This is a genomic window from Guyparkeria halopsychrophila, from assembly GCF_044582135.1.
Classification (GTDB): Bacteria; Pseudomonadota; Gammaproteobacteria; order Halothiobacillales; family Halothiobacillaceae; genus Guyparkeria.
In genome coordinates this window covers 1-17,235 of sequence record NZ_JBDODP010000010.1, presented here as the reverse complement: position 1 = coordinate 17,235, position 17,235 = coordinate 1, and the positions used below count along the sequence as shown (strand labels likewise).

At 65.4% G+C, this 17,235-nt stretch carries 12 protein-coding genes, 1 tRNA gene and 1 pseudogene; 11 read left to right on the top strand and 3 right to left on the bottom strand.

All coding sequences use genetic code 11. From position 1 onward, the window contains the following. Positions 1-36 precede the first annotated feature (36 nt). The 6 genes and pseudogenes from dnaG to ABGV18_RS05755 all read left to right on the top strand — a co-directional run bounded on the left by dnaG (position 37) and on the right by ABGV18_RS05755 (position 8,504). Positions 37-1,674 (top strand): DNA primase, encoded by a 1,638-nt coding sequence (gene dnaG / locus ABGV18_RS05780; RefSeq protein ID WP_396585196.1) that lies wholly within the window; start codon positions 37-39, stop codon positions 1,672-1,674. Between the two features lie 482 nt (positions 1,675-2,156). Continuing rightward, positions 2,157-3,992 carry an RNA polymerase sigma factor RpoD gene (gene rpoD / locus ABGV18_RS05775; RefSeq protein WP_396585262.1) on the top strand — a complete coding sequence of 612 codons (1,836 nt, stop codon included), beginning with the start codon at positions 2,157-2,159 and terminating at the stop codon, positions 3,990-3,992. A gap of 55 nt (positions 3,993-4,047) precedes the next feature. After that, a tRNA-Ile gene (locus ABGV18_RS05770) sits at positions 4,048-4,124 on the top strand. Positions 4,125-4,389: 265 nt separating this feature from the next. Then, positions 4,390-5,839 (top strand): annotated as a pseudogene (locus tag ABGV18_RS05765) (GGDEF domain-containing protein). A gap of 162 nt (positions 5,840-6,001) precedes the next feature. Further along, positions 6,002-7,366 carry a GntT/GntP/DsdX family permease gene (locus ABGV18_RS05760; RefSeq protein WP_396585195.1) on the top strand — a complete coding sequence of 455 codons (1,365 nt, stop codon included), beginning with the start codon at positions 6,002-6,004 and terminating at the stop codon, positions 7,364-7,366. Between the two features lie 4 nt (positions 7,367-7,370). Further along, a complete protein-coding gene (locus tag ABGV18_RS05755; protein ID WP_396585261.1) occupies positions 7,371-8,504 on the top strand; it encodes a glycerate kinase in 1,134 nt (377 codons plus the stop codon). Positions 8,505-8,661: 157 nt separating this feature from the next. Here ABGV18_RS05755 and ABGV18_RS05750 read toward each other — a convergent pair whose 3' ends face one another. The 3 genes from ABGV18_RS05750 to ABGV18_RS05740 are packed head-to-tail and all read right to left on the bottom strand — an operon-like array spanning position 8,662 to position 11,377. Then, the gene (locus tag ABGV18_RS05750) at positions 8,662-9,708 is read right to left on the bottom strand and encodes a zinc-binding alcohol dehydrogenase family protein (RefSeq protein WP_396585194.1); all 1,047 of its coding nucleotides are present in this window, start codon (positions 9,706-9,708) and stop codon (positions 8,662-8,664) included. A 21-nt stretch (positions 9,709-9,729) separates the two neighbouring features. Beyond that, positions 9,730-10,404 (bottom strand): methyltransferase domain-containing protein, encoded by a 675-nt coding sequence (locus ABGV18_RS05745; protein ID WP_396585193.1) that lies wholly within the window; start codon positions 10,402-10,404, stop codon positions 9,730-9,732. 1 nt (position 10,405) lies between these two features. Continuing rightward, positions 10,406-11,377: a calcium/sodium antiporter gene (locus tag ABGV18_RS05740; protein ID WP_396585192.1), complete on the bottom strand. Its 972-nt coding sequence runs from the start codon at positions 11,375-11,377 to the stop codon at positions 10,406-10,408. 331 nt (positions 11,378-11,708) lie between these two features. On the opposite strand from ABGV18_RS05740, the gene ABGV18_RS05735 reads away from it, so the two are divergent. The 5 genes from ABGV18_RS05735 (at position 11,709) to ABGV18_RS05715 (ending at position 16,201) form a co-directional block, all read left to right on the top strand. Beyond that, positions 11,709-12,377: a TonB family protein gene (locus ABGV18_RS05735; RefSeq protein WP_396585191.1), complete on the top strand. Its 669-nt coding sequence runs from the start codon at positions 11,709-11,711 to the stop codon at positions 12,375-12,377. 98 nt (positions 12,378-12,475) lie between these two features. Continuing rightward, a complete protein-coding gene (locus tag ABGV18_RS05730; RefSeq protein WP_396585190.1) occupies positions 12,476-13,216 on the top strand; it encodes a MotA/TolQ/ExbB proton channel family protein in 741 nt (246 codons plus the stop codon). Positions 13,217-13,218: 2 nt separating this feature from the next. After that, positions 13,219-13,632: a biopolymer transporter ExbD gene (locus ABGV18_RS05725; protein ID WP_396585189.1), complete on the top strand. Its 414-nt coding sequence runs from the start codon at positions 13,219-13,221 to the stop codon at positions 13,630-13,632. After that, the gene (locus ABGV18_RS05720; protein WP_396585188.1) at positions 13,629-13,823 is read left to right on the top strand and encodes a hemin uptake protein HemP; all 195 of its coding nucleotides are present in this window, start codon (positions 13,629-13,631) and stop codon (positions 13,821-13,823) included. Before ABGV18_RS05725 ends, ABGV18_RS05720 begins: the two co-directional genes overlap by 4 nt. Positions 13,824-13,951: 128 nt before the next feature. Continuing rightward, positions 13,952-16,201 (top strand): TonB-dependent receptor domain-containing protein, encoded by a 2,250-nt coding sequence (locus ABGV18_RS05715; protein ID WP_396585187.1) that lies wholly within the window; start codon positions 13,952-13,954, stop codon positions 16,199-16,201. Positions 16,202-17,235: the final 1,034 nt, after the last annotated feature.

Genomic DNA, 17,235 nt, shown 5'->3' with positions numbered 1-17,235 from the left:
GGTCGGTCTTGTCGTTTGCGACCGCGGAGGACCGCCATGAGCCGTATCCCGGAAGCCTTCGTCGAGGAAGTGATCGGCCGCTCGGATATCGTCGAGGTGATCGGCGCGCGCGTGCCACTGAAGAAGAAGGGCAAGGAGTTCGCCGCCTGCTGCCCGTTCCACCAGGAAAAGACGCCCTCGTTCTACGTCACCCCCGACAAACAGTTCTATCACTGCTTCGGCTGCGGGGCGCACGGCAACGTGGTGGGGTTCTTGATGGAATTCGACCACCTCGACTTCCCCACGGCGATCGAGCACCTGGCCGGCCGGCTGGGCTTGGAGATCCCGCGCGAGAAGGGCGACCAGGAGAAACTCGACCGGATCGGCCGGCTGCGCCAGGTCACCGCCCTGGCCAGCGACTGGTTTCGCGGCAATCTGCGTTCGTCGACCGAGGCAATCGACTTCCTCAAGCAACGGGGCCTGACCGGCGAGACGGCCGCCCGTTTCGCGCTGGGCTTCGCCCCGTCCGGCAACCACCTCGAGGCAGCGTTGGGCTCGCGGGCGCGCCCGGACGAACTGGTGGCCACCGGCCTGCTGATCCAGCGGGACAACGGTGACCGCTACGACCGATTCCGCGACCGGGTGATCTTCCCGATCCGCGATCCACGCGGGCACGTGATCGGTTTCGGCGGTCGCGTGATCGGGGCGGGCGAGCCCAAGTATCTCAACTCCCCGGAAACCGAGCTGTTCCACAAGGGCTTTGGCGTCTACGGGCTGTACGAATCGCGCCAGATCGACCAGCGCCCCGACCAATTGGTCGTGGTCGAGGGCTACATGGACGTGATCCTGCTCGCGCAGAACGGCGTCCATCACGCGGTAGCCACGCTGGGGACGGCCACGACCGCCGAACAACTGGATCTGCTCTATCGGCAGACCGAGCGAATCGTGTTCTGCTTCGATGGCGATGCCGCGGGTCGACGCGCCGCAGTCAAGGCACTCTCGGTCGCCCTGCCCCTGATGCAGGACGGGCGCGACCTGCGGTTCGCCTTCCTACCCGAAGGCGAGGACCCCGACAGCTTCGTGCGCGCCCAGGGACAGTCCGGCTTCAACCGCTTCCTCGAGCAGGAGGCGGTGGGGTTCGATCGCTTCCTGACCCTGCACCTCGACGAGGCAAGCCCCGGGGACGATACCGCCGCGCGGGCGCGCAAGAACAAGCAGGCCCACCAGCTGATCGAGCGCATGCCCCAGGGCAGCCTCAAGCGGTTGACCGCGCGCCAGGTCGACCGCCACCACGGGCTGTTCGGCCGCCCATTCCGAGAGGAAACCAGGGCAACGGGGCCGACTGCCGCCAAGCGTCCACCGCCGGTGCGCGCGGAGGAGCACGCCATTCTACGATTGGCACTGACCCACCCTCGCCTGACCGACCGCCTGCGCCCCGCGGAGGTCTGGTATGAAGGCAGGCCGCCGGCCGTGATCCAGCGCCTGCTCGACGATAAATTGTCCGCCGAGGATCGCCAGATTGCCGGGGCGCAGAACCTGGTCGGTATTGAAAACGCCGAAATCGCCGCCAACATGCTAGGTGACATCCTGGAGAAGCGACGTCAACGCGAGGAACTCGCGGAGAAGAAGCGGCAGCAACGAGCCAACCTGGCCGGCAGCCGCCCCCGGCCGCCTAGGGAAGGCCTGCACGAATAGTCGACGCCTCTGCGGGTCGCCAAGCGGCCAGATGCAAGGCGCAGTGCGCTGCCCAATGGCCGTAGTCATTGGCAAGCGCTGCAACACCGCAGATGGCCGCTTGGCGGCCCGCCCTGCGGGGCTTACCGGCTTGCCCGCCCTCGGTGTTGCCGATTCTCGCCGGGCAATGAGCCCGGCGAGAATCGGCGCCTTGATGGCGAACAAGCCGGTAAGCCAGAGACATCGGCTATTCGTGCAGGCCTTCCCTAGCGACTAAGCGCAACATGGACGAAACGCCCCCGGGGCGGTATAATTTCGTGTTCCCCATCGGGAACGCCCGAATCGTCAGCCTGTCCAGTCGACCGGCTCTTCGGGCCTTCCCGCGCGAGGCCCAAACGTCTCCTCGCGCCGCCAGAATCCACTGACGCGGTCGGCTCGACACCTGAGCGCGCCGCGCTCGGCGCCTGCACACCCGCGGCGCGACTTTCAGACGTTTTCACCGAATTGCCGGAGCAGGTTCCACGCCGATGCAGCAAGACCAACAAACCAGCATCAAGCAGTTGATCGCCCTGGGCAACGAGCAGGGTTACCTGACGTACGCCGAAATCAATGACCACCTGCCCGAGTCGCTGGTCGATGCCGAACAGATCGAGGTGATCATCGGCATGATCCAGGACATGGGCATCCAGGTGTCCGAGGCGCCGCCGGACAAGGACGACCTGGGCCTGTCGGACGAACAGCGCGTCTCCACCGACGACGATGCCACCGAAGAAGCCGTTGCCGTCCTTGCCTCCCAGGTGGATGCGGAGTTCGGTCGCACCACCGACCCGGTGCGCATGTACATGCGCGAAATGGGCACGGTCGACCTGCTCAACCGCGAAGGCGAGATCGCGATCGCCAAGCGCATCGAGGAAGGCCTGCGCGAAGTCACCATCGCGATGGCCGCCTTCCCGCCGACGCTGGACACCCTGCTCGCCCAGTACGCCCGCGTCGAGGCCGAGGAGATCAAGCTCGCCGACGTGGTGGTGGGCTTCCACGTCCTGACGGACGAGATCCCGACGCCGGGCGGCAACAAGAACGACGACTCGGACGACGACGAAGAGGAAAAGGACACCGGCATCGACGTCGAGGCCGTCCGCACGGTGATCATGGACATCAAGGACCTGCACGAGCAGCGTCACGCGGTCGCCACCAAGAGTCGCAAGGCCAAGACCGACGCGGCCAAGATCAAGGCGCTGACCGACCAGATTGCCGACCAGCTGATCACCCTGAAGCTCAACCCGAACTTCAACGAGAAGCTGGTCAAGCAGGTGCGTGACGCCATCGCGCGCGTGCGCTTGCTGGAAAAACAGATCATGCAGCATGCCGTCGAGAAAGGCGGCATCAAGCGCGAGGCCTTTATCCATGCCTTCCGCGGCCACGAGACCAGCAACGACTGGGTCGTCGAGGTCACCAAGGGCAAGCCGACGGCCAAGTTCGCCGCGGTCCAGCCGGAGATCGAGCGGCTGGCCAAGCGCCTGGCGACCGTCGAGCGTGACAACCAACTCCCCGTGAGCGGCATCCGCGAGGTCAACCGCCAGGTGACCCTGGGCGAGGCCAAGGCCCGCCGGGCGAAGAAGGAGATGATCGAGGCCAACCTGCGCCTCGTGATCTCGATCGCCAAGAAATACACCAACCGCGGCCTGCAGTTCCTCGACCTGATCCAGGAAGGCAACATCGGCCTGATGAAGGCGGTCGACAAGTTCGAATACCGCCGCGGCTACAAGTTCTCGACCTACGCCACCTGGTGGATCCGCCAGGCGATCACCCGCTCGATCGCCGACCAGGCACGCACGATCCGCATCCCGGTGCACATGATCGAGACGATCAACAAGCTCAACCGCATTTCCCGGCAAATGCTCCAGGAGATGGGCCGCGAGGCGACCCCCGAGGAGCTGGCCGAGCGCATGGACCTGCCCGAGGACAAGGTCCGCCGCGTGATGAAGATCTCCAAGGAGCCGATCTCCATGGAGACGCCGATCGGCGAGGACGACGATTCGAGCCTGGGCGATTTCATCGAGGACCAGGGCGCGGTCTCGCCGCTGGACTCGGCCACCAACGCCTCGCTCTCCGAGATCGTGCGCGAGATCCTCTCGACGCTGACCCCGCGCGAGGCCAAGGTGCTGATGATGCGCTTCGGCATCGGCATGAACACCGACCACACCCTTGAGGAAGTCGGCAAGCAGTTCGACGTCACCCGCGAGCGCATCCGCCAGATCGAGGCCAAGGCGCTGCGCAAGCTGCGTCATCCGTCCCGCTCGGAAAAGCTGCGCAGCTTCATCGACGCGAAGTTGGAATAACCCCCTTCCAGGCCGGCTTTTTGCCGGCCTTGGTGGTTCTCGCCACCAGCCGCCCGGGCCCATAGCTCAGTTGGTTAGAGCAGGCGACTCATAATCGCTTGGTCGCAGGTTCGAGCCCTGCTGGGCCCACCAATTCCAAAAAGGCTTGCGCGGGCACATCCGAGTCGCAAGAAGCCGGAAAAAATCACGACAGCCCCCTCGCAGGCTCCCTGTTTCCTTAGCTCCCCTGATGATCGACACCCCCGTTACGGCTTTACCGCCTCGGGGGTGTTCTCGTTAGCGCTTCCTGCTATTGTGAAATTTGCCACTCGCCACGACGGCGATATGCCTTGGGTCCTTGGGGCCACGGGAAGGCAGCCACACGGGACGGTGTCGTTATTTGAGTATCGACAGAACAATGCAATCAGAAAAGTCGGGGGTTGATCCCAGCGACAGCCCCGCGACCAAACAGGCGCTCGCCTGGCAGTGTTGGCCGGCCGTCTGCGTGATACTGACCGGGTTGTACGTTGCACTTCCCTATGACCGCCTGGCCAGCTTCGTTTACGTGCTCACCAGCCTGATCGCCGCACTCGGCGTCGGCGTCGCCGCGTATAAGCGCCCAGAGGTGATTCAGCCGACCGCCTGGAAACTAATCGCCATTGCATTGCTCTTTGCGGCGATTGGCCACGGCATCTGGTACTGGCTCGATCTGCACGATTTGACGCCCTTCCCGTCGGTTGCCGACATTTTCTACCTGGCTATCTACCCTCTGTTCATGGTGGCCCTCTACAAGCTCGGGCGCCCGGATGGGCAGAGCGAGGGTGCCATGAGCGATGCCCTCCTGGTGGGCACCTCGGCGGCCGTACTGGCCTGGGTTTTGTTGATTGCCCCCTACATGAACGACCCGAGTCTCAGCGCGGGTCAGTTCCTCATCTCAGCGGCGTACCCGATCGCCGACCTGATCCTGCTTCCATTGATTCTTTATCTGGTGTTTCTGCAACGGGCCCGGATACTTGCCAACCTGTTTCTCCTGGCGGGCATGCTCTCCTATCTGGCAGCCGATCTGCTCTATGCCCACGGCAACCTGATTGGCTGGTACGCTCCAGGCGGTTTTACCGACAGCCTCTGGTTGCTGTCCTATGCCCTCTTCGTCGCGGCAGTCCATCATCCTTCCGCCTCCGTCGAGGCTCACGCCGAAACCTCGAACGAGCAACTCTCGCAACGTCGCATAATCATCCTGGCGCTAGCCGCCATCCTCGTTCCACTGGTGATCCTGTTCCAGACAGGGACGGACATGCAGACCGTGAAAGTGGCCGCCTTCGCCTCGATTGTGCTGTTTCTCCTGGTCCTGCACCGCATGGGCGGCCTGCTCAACGAAACGCAACGGCAAGCCGAGGCGCTAGAGCGACTATCCAAGATCGACCCGTTGACCGGCGCTGCCAACCGCAGGGAACTGAGCCATCAGCTGGCGCGAGAAATGGGCCGATCCGAGCGCCTCGGCACCCCCCCTGAGCCTAACCTTCCTAGATCTTGACCACTTCAAGGATTTCAACGACACGCATGGGCACTCGGCTGGAGACGTCCTTTTGCAAGAACTCGTCAAAGCCTGGGAAAAGGAGATGCGGCCATCCGATGTCCTGGCCCGATTCGGTGGCGAGGAATTTGTCGTCGCCCTCCCGGATACGGACATCGATCAGAGCCGGAAGGTGCTCGAACGCCTACTCACTCTCGTACCCTACGGGCAGACCTGTTCTGCCGGGTTGGTGAAACGTCAGCCGGGTGATACCGCGGACACCATGCTGCACCGCGCGGACCAGGCCCTTTACCTGGCCAAGGATAGAGGGCGCGACCAGATCGTCTGCTCGTAAACGCCAAAACGGCCGCCTCCCGTTCCCGAGAGCAGCCACCCCGGACGGCCCGACTCCCGGACCAAATCGAGTTGATCGCCCCTTCATACATTTCATGGCGTTACACATGATTCGGGGGTCTATGCTTCTGCGGATACCAACCAGACAGGGAGTTAGAGCCCCATGCTTATCGCAAGCCTGATCATCGTGGTGATCGCGCTGGTGTTCGCCACCGCGAAACTGCGCATGCACCCATTCCTGGCCTTGCTGCTGGCCGCCTTTGCCATGGCCCTTGCCGGCGGTATCGCGCCGAAAGAGGCCATCAGCATCATCAACGACGGCTTTGGCGGCACGCTGGGTTACATCGGCATCGTCATCGCCCTGGGCACGATCATCGGGGTGATCCTGGAACGCACCGGGGCGGCGATCGTGATGGCCGAGGCGATCATTCGCCTGCTGTCCGATCGCTTCCCCACCTTCACCGTCTCGCTGATCGGCTACATCGTGTCGATCCCGGTGTTCTGCGACTCGGGTTACGTGATCCTCAACTCGCTGAAGAACGCCATGGCGAAGAAGACCGGCATCTCGGTGGTTGCCATGAGCGTGGCACTGGCCACCGGCCTGTTCGCCACCCATAACTTCGTGCCGCCCACGCCGGGCCCGATCGCCGCGGCCGCCAACCTCGGCATTGCCGATTCGCTGGGTCTGGTCATCCTTGTCGGCCTGTTCGTCGCCGCGGTCACCGCGATCATCGGCGCCCTGTGGGCCAGCCGCTTTTCCGACCCGGCCAATGAAGCCGAGATGCTCGAGCCCGACCCGATCAGTGAAGCGGTCGGTGAAGAGATCAAGGAGCCGGAACCGGACGCAACGCATCGTCCGTCAACACTGGCCTCGTTCATGCCGATCATCGCCCCGATCGCGCTGATCTGCCTGGGATCGATCGCCAATCTGGCCACGCGTGACGCCGAGCCGGGCCTGATCGCCGACACCTTCATCTTCCTCGGCCTGCCGGTCGTGGCACTGGCCATCGGCCTGCTATTCGCCCTGGGCCTGATCAAGGGCGGCGAGAAGAAGGACCGCGTCCACCAGATGACCGTCGACGGCATCCTGCTGGCCGCACCGATCATCTTGATCACCGGCGCCGGCGGCGCCTTCGGCAACGTGCTGCGCTCCACCCCGCTCGGCGACCAGCTCGGTGCAATGCTGACCGGCCTGGGCCTGGGGCTGTTCGTGCCGTTCATCATTGCCGCGGCGCTCAAATCCGCGCAGGGCTCGTCGACCGTGGCACTGATTACCGCCTCGAGCCTGGTCGCACCGCTGCTACCAGACCTGGGGCTCGATTCGGAGATGGGCACCGTGCTGGCCGTCATGGCCGTGGGCGCCGGGGCGATGACCGTCTCGCACGCCAACGACAGCTTCTTCTGGGTCGTTTCGCAGTTCAGCCGGATGAAGGTCTCCACGGCCTACAAGACCTTCACCACGGCCACCCTGCTGCAGGGCATCAGCGCCATGATCACCATCTACCTGCTGGGGCTGGTCCTTGTCTGACGAATTGCACGTTGTCCTCTGCCCGGACAGCTTCAAGGGCAGCCTGGAAGCCGACGCCGTGGCCGCGGCCATGGCACGCGGCGTTCATGCGACTCGCCCGACGGCACAGATCCGCGCCCTGCCCATGGCCGATGGCGGCGAGGGCACCGCGGAGTTGGTGACCCATACGCTGGGCTGGGAATGGCACCTCTCCGACGTGCACGGCCCCATCGGCACGCACCTGACGGCCGGCTGGGGTTTCGACCCCGCCAACCGTCGGGCCGTGATCGACGTGGCCTCCGCCTGCGGTCTCGATCTGGTTCCCGAGGATCGCCGCGACCCGTGGCAACTCGACAGCCGGGGAGTGGGCGAACTGATGCGTGCGGCCATGGATGCCGGCGCCCGTCAGTTGCTCATCGGTCTGGGCGGCAGCGGCACGGTGGACGGCGGGGCGGGCATGCTCGCCGCGCTGGGCGTGCGGTTCCTCGATGCCGATGGGCAGGCGCTCGACGCCAACCCATCGGCCTTGCGCCCGTTGGAGCGAGTCGATTTCTCTGGAATCGATCCGCGACTGGCGGATATCGAGATCACCGTGCTCAACGACGTCGACAACCCGCTGACCGGTCCGCACGGTGCGAGCCCGGTATTTGGCCCGCAGAAGGGGCTGGCCGAGTCGGATATCGAGGCCATGGATCGGCATCTCGCGTGCCTGGCCGAGAGCATCGATGCAGCAGCTCACCTGCAACGTCCGCTGGACACGCCGGGTGCCGGTGCGGCGGGCGGGCTGGGGTTCGCGCTGGACTGCGTGCTCGGGGGCACCGCGCGGATGGGGGCGGCCTATATCGCCGAGCTGATCGAACTGGATGCGGCCATCGCCGAATCCGATCTCGTGATCACCGGTGAGGGTCAGATCGACGGACAAACCTCCCGCGGCAAGGTGGTCGCCGAAGTGGTGGGCCGAGCCGGGCGACTGAACGTGCCCGTCATGGCGATCGCCGGCAGTATCGCCTGCAGCGACGAGGAACTGGCCGCCTTTGGACTCGCCGATGCCCGCGCGTTATGCGATGGCTCGATCACGGTCGAACAGGCCATGGCCGAACCGGCGCGCTGGATCAGCGCCCGCACGCAGGCCCTGCTGGAAGAGCACCTCGGCAGCTAAAGCCAAGCCGGTCGAAGCATGCGTCGATCCGACAGTCGGCCGTCCGGCCGACGTTGGACTGAAGTCCAACCCACCGCTATCCGAATCAGGAAAGCGCCATCCGCTGTGGGTCGGGCTTCAGCCCGACAATCCGGCTGGCCGGATGGCAGGTTCTCCGTTACTGCCCGTCAAATCCCGCTAGCGTCAGCTTGCCTATCACGTGCTCGCCCTCCAGCAGCCGGTGCGCGGCACGCAGGTTGTCGACATTGATACGACCGAGCACCTCGTGACGGGTCGTCCGGATGCGCCCGTCTTCGAGCATGCCGGCGACCGTGTCCAGGATTTCACCCTGCCGTCCCTTGTCCGGGGTGTCGAACCGCGGCCGGGTGAACATGTATTCCCAGAAAAAACCCACGCTCTTGTCGCGCAGTTCCTGGAACGGCAACGGCGTCTTGTTGCCGACGATGCTGGCCAGCCGTCCCTGCGGGGCGACCAGTTGCGCCATCGCCGGGTAGTGCCGATCAAGATCGTTAAAGCAGGCGATCGCCGGGATCGAATCGAGATCACGTGCAGCCAATTGCGCCGGCAGATCACCGAAATGGTCGACCACCTCGTCGGCGCCCAGGTCGAGACACCACTGGCGCGACTCGGCCCGCGAGGCCGTGGCGATCACCTTGAGCCCGGCCGCACGAGCCAACTGAATCGCCATCGACCCGACCCCGCCCGCGCCGTTGATCAACAACACCGGCGTACCGGCATCCTCGCCATCGGGCGACAGCCCCAGCCGGTCGAACAGGGTCTCCCAGGCGGTCAGCGCCGTCAGCGGCAGGGCCGCCGCGGCCGAGGGATCGACGCCCTGCGGGGCGCAGCCGACGATGGCCTCGTCGACCAACTGGAATTCGGCATTGCTGCCCGGCCGGCCGATATCGCCCGCGTAGAACACCGCGTCGCCGGGGCGAAAGCGCGTCACCGCCGAGCCCACGGCGTCGACCACCCCGCAGGCGTCAAAGCCCAGCACGCGCGGGGCGGGATCGGCGCGGTTGTCGGAATGATCCGGTTCCGGGTGGCGCGGGGCGCGCACCTTGGTGTCCACCGGGTTGATCGACACGGCCTCGACCGCCACCCGCAGATCCGACGGTCCCGGCTCGGGTACCGGCAGTTCGTATGCCTCGAACGCCTGCTCGTGGTCGATGGGCAAATGACGCGCGAATCCGATGGCTTTCATGACAACCCTCTTTCCTGTGAATCACTGAGCGACTTGCGGTGTCTCGAACACCACCACGGGCGCGGCGATCTCCACCACTCGCCAACCATGGGACGCGGCCAGCCACTCGAAGGTCCGGGCGCGAAAGAAAATCACGTGGGTGGGATCGCGCCAGTAGTGCCAGGCCGCAAATTGTGCGGCATCCGGGGCAAACCCGGTCTGAATCACCAGTCGGCCACCCGGGCGTAGCAACCGCCCCATTTGTCGAAAGGCCGACCGCGGCCGATGCAGATGCTCGACCGTCTCGGTGCAACTGACGACGTCGTACGCGCCGTCCTGCAGCAGGGCCTCGTCCGGGGCGAACAACGGATCGTAGCCCAGCATCGACGCCCCCGCTTTCTGCCCCACGGCGACCAGCGCCGAGTCCGGCCCACAGCCGAAATCCAGGCCGGTCACGCCGAGACCAAGCAGTGGCGTCAGTCGATCGATGGCCGGGGCCAGGAAACGCCGGTAGTGCGGGTCATCGGCCCGGTTCTCGTGCAAGCGGTAGTACGCCCGTTCGATCTGAAGATCGGGCCAGGCCGCCGGATCGCGCACCACCAGAGAGCAGGTTGGGCACTCCAGGAAGGCCAGATCCCGAGGGGCGGCCTTACTGCCCGCCGTCACGGTCACAAAGGCCGCCAGCGAGCCCCCACAGAGCGGGCAGACCTCGCGCATGTCAGCCGACGAACGTGGTGCTCAACAGGTACGTGGTGTAGGCAACGAAGGCCACCAGCAGCAACCCACCCTCGATGCGGTTGATCCGTCCCGGGCCGCGAAAGCCGTAGGCGAACACGAACAGGGCCAGGGTGAGCGCGCCCATTACCAGCATGTCGCGCGTGAAGACCGCCGGCTCGGCGACCATCGGATGAATCACGCCGGCCAGACCCACGACGCCCAGGGTGTTGAACAGATTCGAGCCAATGACATTGCCCAGCGCCATATCGTGCTCGCCCTTGCGAATCGCGGCGATCGAGGAGGCCAGTTCGGGCAGTGACGTCCCGATGGCCACCACCGTCAGCCCGATGACGAGATCCGATACGCCGAAGAACTGCGCAATATCCACCGCGCCCCACACCAGCAAACGCGAACTGACCACCAACAGCAGCAGGCCGACCCCCACCCAAATCAGGGCCTTCTTCATCGGCATCGAGTGCGCGTCCAGGTCTTTCTCGACCTCGCCGCCCAGGGCGTCGACCTCGCCCCGGCGCCCCTGGTAGATGTTCCAGCCGAGCAGAACCACCAGCAGCACCAGCAGCACGATCGCCTCGACGCGCGTGATCTCACCGTCGTAGACCTGCAAGGCCGCCACGGCCGTCACCGCCAGCAGGATGGGCAGCTCGCGGCGGATCACCTGCGAGTGCACCGCGATCGGCGCGATCACCGCCGTCAGCCCCAGGATCAAGGCAATATTGGCGATGTTCGAGCCATAGGCATTCCCCAACGCAATCCCGGGGTTGCCATCCAGCGACGCCATGACCGACACCACCAGTTCCGGCGCCGACGTGCCGAACCCCATGATCACCATCCCGATCAGCAGGGGCGACATGCCCAAATGCCGGGCCGACGCCGCCGCCCCGTCCACGAATCGATCGGCACTCCAGACCAGCAGCACCAACCCCGCCAGCACGGCCAACACAGGCATCAACATCTCAGATTCCTCGCTCGTGACTCGGCAATCGAGTCCATTCAATGATCGTTTCGGCCGCCACTTTACTGCACAACCGCCGACTCCTTCAGCAGCACACCCATACAGCCAACCCCGCAAACGTGTTGCGAATCGTTTCGGTTTGCATCCGTTTTATTGATTCCCTATCCTGCTCGGCCAAATCGGTTATCGAGTCACCATGTCCGCACACCACCCCTCGTACCGCCGCCCTCGATCACGTCGCCATCTGTGGTTGGCCGGCGCAACCACGAGCGTGGCTCTGCATGCGGCGATTGTCTGGGCATTGCTGACTTGGACGCGCCCCGAAGAAAGCTTGAGCGCGGCGAATCGTGGCGGCGGCGAACCGGTCGAGGCGCAGTGGGTCGACCTCAGCGAGACCAGGGTCGAGACACCACCCGTCGAAACGAATCCCGAGCCCGCCCCGTCGGAATCGCTCCCTCCCAGTCACGTGCCGATGCCGATGCCGGAACCGGAGCCGGAGCCGGAACCAACGCCCGAGCCCGAGCCCGAACCCGAACCAAAGCCTAGGCCGGACCCCCAACCCGAGCCGAGGCCGGCGCCGTCGACACAAGCGCCGGACCTGAGCGAGGCGGCATCCGATGCGCAAGACGCCCCGGAGCAAGAGGCACCCGCAGCAGCCGCCGCCGAACAGGACCCAGACGACACGCACGCCCCGTTGGATTCGAACGCGGAGGCGACGACTACCGAACCCGGATTCTCGGCCGGCTACCTGGACAACCCGCCACCGGCCTACCCCCGCGCGGCACAACGATTGCGCCAGGAGGGCGAAGTCCGCCTGCGCGTCGTGGTGGATGCCGATGGCAAGCCGGTGGATTGGTCGATTTCCCGGTCCAGTGGGCACGAACGGCTGGACCGCGCCGCGATGGACGCGGTGGCCCAATGGCGCTTCGAACCGGCGACCCGCGGCGGCAAGGCCGTGGAAGGCGAGGTCATCGTGCCGATGCGCTTCCAGCTACGGTAGCCTTGCAAACACGATTGCGAACGGTTTGCATTTGTCTTCGTCTTGATTATCATGCCGGCTAATTCGCCATCTCACGACACCAACCAGGGACTCACGCGATGGATATTTTCCTTGTTCTCGACCATGGCGACGGCGTTCTCGTCGGCGTGTTCGTCACGCTGCTGATCATGTCGCTGGCGACCTGGGCGGTAGCCGCCACCAAGCTGTTCGCCCTGATCCAGCGCCGTCGCGCGACACGTCTCAGCATGGACGCCATCGCCCACAGCGATCAGGCAGCAGATCTCGAGTCCCGCCTGGCCGAACGCAATGACCCGACCGCCGCCCTCGCCCAAGCCGGCTTGCGAGCGGTGCGTGATTACCGCGGGCCGCTCGATGGCGATGCCCAGGCCCGCCAGCGACTCGACGATGCCCTGATCCGCGGCATCCGCCAGGCACTCGACCGCCAGGAAACCCGCCTCCAGGCCGGTCAACTGCTGTTCGCCACGGTCGGCTCGCTCGCGCCCTTCGTGGGCCTGTTCGGCACGGTGTGGGGTATCTACGGCGCGCTGATCGAGCTGTCCTCCGCGAAAAGCGTCTCGATGGGGCTGGTCGCCGGGCCGCTGGGCGAGGCGCTGGTCGCCACCGCCGCGGGCCTGGCCGCCGCGATCCCGGCGGTGCTGTTCTTCAACCTGTTCAACCGTAGCCATCGCCTCTACCGGCAGACGCTCGACGCCGCCGCCCATGACGTGCATTCCCTGGTGATGCACGACCCGAACCTGTCGGACTGGGCGCACAGCAAGCGCAATCAGGCCACCGGGAAGGTCGTTGACCGACCGACGGCACAAACGGCGGGGGTCTGAGCATGGCATTCGGTCGACTCGACGATCACGACGAGCCGATGGCGGAGATGAACGTCATCCCGCTGGTCGACGTGATGCTGGTCCTGCTGGTGGTGTTCATCGTTGCCGCGCCCGTGATCACCCACTCGGTCACCCTCGACCTGCCCAAGGCGAGCAGCGACCGGCAGGCCGAGGACCCGGAATCGGTGACCCTGTCGCTCGACAGCGACGGCCAGCTCTTCCTGGACGACAAGCCGGTTTCGGAAAGGCGACTGGAAAGCGTGCTGATCCAGGCACGGCGAGACAACGACGAACTGATCGTCTACCTGCGCGCCGACGAGTCGGTGCCATACCGCCTGGTCGCGCGCGCCATGGCGACGGTCAAGACCGCCGGCATCGAACGACTGGGCTTTGTATCGGAGCCGGAAACGCCATGACACAACCACCCAAGAACAACGCAACCGAGGCAACCGAGCAGCAACGACCGGATCGGCCAGCCAGCGCGGGGCAACACTGCATCGACAGCCGCCAGCTGATCTCACGCGACGGTCAATGCTGGATCTTCCACGACGGCCAGCGCTACCAGCTACGGGTCACCGCCGCCAACAAGCTGATTCTTACCAAGTAATCGAGGGGAGATTTCCCTAACCGCAAGCCAGCCAGACCGACACCCCACCGGGTCACCAGGTCAAGCCAGCCAGCACTGCCAATCGGCCGGTCTTACCGGCACGACAACGACACGACAGGAGAGCTGACATGACCTTCCGACCCACTCAGCGTGGGGCGCTGGCCGCTGCCATCGCCACAGCACTGACTGCCCCCGCCTTCGCTCAAGAGGGCACCCAGAAAATCACCCAGGAAACCACCCAGGCCGTACCGGTCACGGCCAGCCCCGTTCTCGACCGCATCTCGATCGTCGGCGGGGCCGATGCCATCCGCGACGTCGCCGGCTCGGCGCACGTGCTCGACCACGAAACGCTGGAGACCATTCCCGGCAACGACCCGATGAAGGTCCTGCGCCAGGTCCCCGGCGCTTACGTCACCGAAGAGGAAGGCCACGGCCTGTTCCCGAACATCTCCATCCGCGGCGCGAACCAGGATCGCAACAGCCGGATCACGGTGATGGAGGACGGGGTGATGATCGCCCCGGCGCCCTACGCCGCGCCGGCCGCCTACTACTTCCCCAATATCGCCCGCATGGACTCGGTCGAGGTAAGGAAGGGCTCGTCGTCGATCGAGTACGGCCCCTACACCATCGGCGGCGCACTCAACATGACCTCCACCCCGATCCCGGGCGAGGCGCAGGGCCGCGTGCGGGTCACCGCCGGCGAGCGCGACGCCAAGCGACTGCACGCCTGGTACGGCGACAGCGAGGAGACCTTCGGCTACCTGCTCGAGACCTACCAGGACCGCGCGGACGGTTTCCGTGATCTGGACACCCCCCAGCGCGGCACGGACAACCCCGGCTACGAGGTTCAGAACTACCTGGGCAAGTTCCGCCTCAACACCCCGGCCAGCGCCGAGCGCTACCAGGAACTGGAGCTCAAGCTCGCCCGCGACGAGAAGACCATCAACGAGACCTATCTGGGCCTGACCCGCGAGGACTACGAGGCCGACCCGTTCCGCCGCTACGCCGGCTCGGCCGTCGACCAGATGAACACCGAGCACACGCAATACCAGCTGCGCCACTTCATCGAGGTCAACCCGGACCTGGACGTCACCACGACCCTGTATCGCAACGAGTTCCACCGCAACTGGTACAAGCTCGCCAGCGTCGACGGCAACGGCATCTCCGGCATCCTTGCCGACCCGGACGCCAACGCGGGTGAAATGAGCTGGATCACCGGCGCCAACAACGACGACCTGCGCGGCACCATCAAGGCCAACAACCGCGAGTACGTCTCGCAGGGCATCGAGTCGCGCGCCAACTGGCGCATCGCCACCGGCGACATCGGCCATCACCTCAAATTCGGCCTGCGCTACCACGAAGACGAGATCGACCGCTTCCAGTGGCAGGACGAATACGACATGGTCGACGGCTCGCTGGTGCTGACCGATCGCGGCGCGCTGGGCGATGCCGGCAACCGCGTCACCGAGGCGAAGACCATCGCCGCCTTCGTCCAGGACCGCATGGACTTCGGCCGACTGGCCGTCACGCCGGGCCTGCGCTACGAGTCGATTTCCATCGACCGCACCCGGTACGCCGATGCCGACCGCAGCACGGTATCGCGCGATGACGAGTCCGCCGACTACAACGTCCTGATCCCGGGGCTGGGCGCGACCTTCGACGTCAACCAGAACTGGCAACTGCTTGGCGGCGTCTACAAGGGTTTCGCGCCGACCGGCGTGGGCGAGGCCGACGAGGAAGAGGCCATCAACTGGGAGGCCGGCGTGCGCTACCAGAACGGCGCGTTCCAGTCCGAGCTGATCGGCTTTCTCAACGACTACGAGAACCTGGTCGGCCAGTGCACCGCCTCCACCGGCGGCGGCTGCAACATCGGTGACACCTTCGACGGTGGCGAGGTGCAGGTCCGCGGCATCGAGGCACTCGCCCTGTACGACCTGGCCGCCGGGCGCGACTGGGCTGTCAACGTGCCGCTGCGCGTGGCCTACACCTGGACCGACACCGAGTTCCAGAACAGCTTCGACTCGGACTACGGCGCCTGGGGCGACGTGAACCAGGGCGACGAACTGCCCAACACCCCCGAGCACCAGCTCTCCGTGTCCGCGGGTGTAGTGGGTGAGCGCTTCGGCGTTCACGCCACGGCCAACTACGTCGGCGAGACCCGTGCCGTGGCCGGCAGCGGCTCGATCCCGGCCGGCGAGAAGGTCGATGCCCGCACCATCTTCGATCTGTCCGCGAACTACCGGCTGACCAAGCACGCCAAACTGTTCGCCGAGGTGGAAAACCTCACCGACGAGACCTACGTCGCCTCGATCCGCCCGGCCGGTTTCCGGGTCGGTAAACCGCGCACCGTAATGGTCGGGGCGCAGTTCGACTTCTGATCGAACGGCGCGACCGACGCCAGGAGTCTGAGCGGTAGAAACGGATGAGGCGAGGCGTTCCCAATTCGAGTCCGCTTCGGCGCTCGTTTGAGGAGCATAGTGGTGACTATGTGACGAGGAGGAGCGCCGAAGCGGGCCGAAGTGGGGGCGTCGCAGCCCGTTCGGCTTCTGCCGCTTAGACTCCTGGACCAAAAACCCCCGGCAAGGTCGCTCTTGCCGGGGGTTTTGTCTGTTCGAAGCAGCGTTTCGTTTTGGATCGGGCTCAAGCCAACTATCTCGAACCTAGGCGGAGGGTTTCGCCCGCCTGTTGCGCGGAGTGGCCTTGGGCCACCGCCGTGCCCGGCGTGCGAGCCCCACGGCTTGGCCCTTCGGGCCTTCGAGGCCGGACGTTTGTCCGACCTCGAAGCCTCACGACCACCGGCCGGCTTCGGGGCCGGCTCGACGTCCATGTCGCTCCGACCCCGGCCACCCGCCGGCCGTGAGGCAAGCCGTCAGGGGGCGAGACCTTCGTTTGCGACCGTGCTCTTCGGACGGCGAACGCTCATCTCACGGAAACAAAAAGACAAGTTGTCCGCGTCCGCTCATATCACCAGGCAAATCGGAGGGGGAGTCCCCTTACGCCTTGCCTCGCGGGCGGGGAATCGCAGGATCGGGCCGCCAGGGACGGCGGCCCGAGGTTCGCCGCGACAGGACGTCGCGTCGAACCGACCCGTCCGCGATTGCCCGTTCGCGAGGCTGATCGCGGCAGCGATCAGGCCCGCAGGGCCAAGGCGTCGGGGTGTCCTTCTTTTCGTCGGTTTTCTTGGACAAGCAAGAAAACCGACTCGCGCGCCCACCACGGCAGCCAATCGGTGCCCACTTGAGCAACCGGCGCGTGAAACCATTCCATCGCAATGCATCACACGGCAATCCGTTCACCGCTTAGAGGCCCAGTTCTGCTGTTAAAAACGACCCTCTAACGCCGCCACGCCGCCGACTAACGACGCTTACTCCCTTAATATCAGCTATTTGACCAGGCCCGCCCCCCTTCGCCC

Bases quoted from the DNA above. Each gene is read 5' to 3' on its own strand.
- ABGV18_RS05715 (WP_396585187.1), top strand. From the start codon at position 13,952: ATGACCTTCCGACCCACTCAGCGTGGGGCGCTGGCCGCTGCCATCGCC.
- ABGV18_RS05720 (WP_396585188.1), top strand. From the start codon at position 13,629: ATGACACAACCACCCAAGAACAACGCAACCGAGGCAACCGAGCAGCAA.
- ABGV18_RS05745 (WP_396585193.1), bottom strand. From the start codon at position 10,404: ATGCGCGAGGTCTGCCCGCTCTGTGGGGGCTCGCTGGCGGCCTTTGTG.
- dnaG (WP_396585196.1), top strand. From the start codon at position 37: ATGAGCCGTATCCCGGAAGCCTTCGTCGAGGAAGTGATCGGCCGCTCG.
- ABGV18_RS05725 (WP_396585189.1), top strand. From the start codon at position 13,219: ATGGCATTCGGTCGACTCGACGATCACGACGAGCCGATGGCGGAGATG.
- ABGV18_RS05740 (WP_396585192.1), bottom strand. From the start codon at position 11,377: ATGTTGATGCCTGTGTTGGCCGTGCTGGCGGGGTTGGTGCTGCTGGTC.
- ABGV18_RS05760 (WP_396585195.1), top strand. From the start codon at position 6,002: ATGCTTATCGCAAGCCTGATCATCGTGGTGATCGCGCTGGTGTTCGCC.
- ABGV18_RS05750 (WP_396585194.1), bottom strand. From the start codon at position 9,708: ATGAAAGCCATCGGATTCGCGCGTCATTTGCCCATCGACCACGAGCAG.
- ABGV18_RS05730 (WP_396585190.1), top strand. From the start codon at position 12,476: ATGGATATTTTCCTTGTTCTCGACCATGGCGACGGCGTTCTCGTCGGC.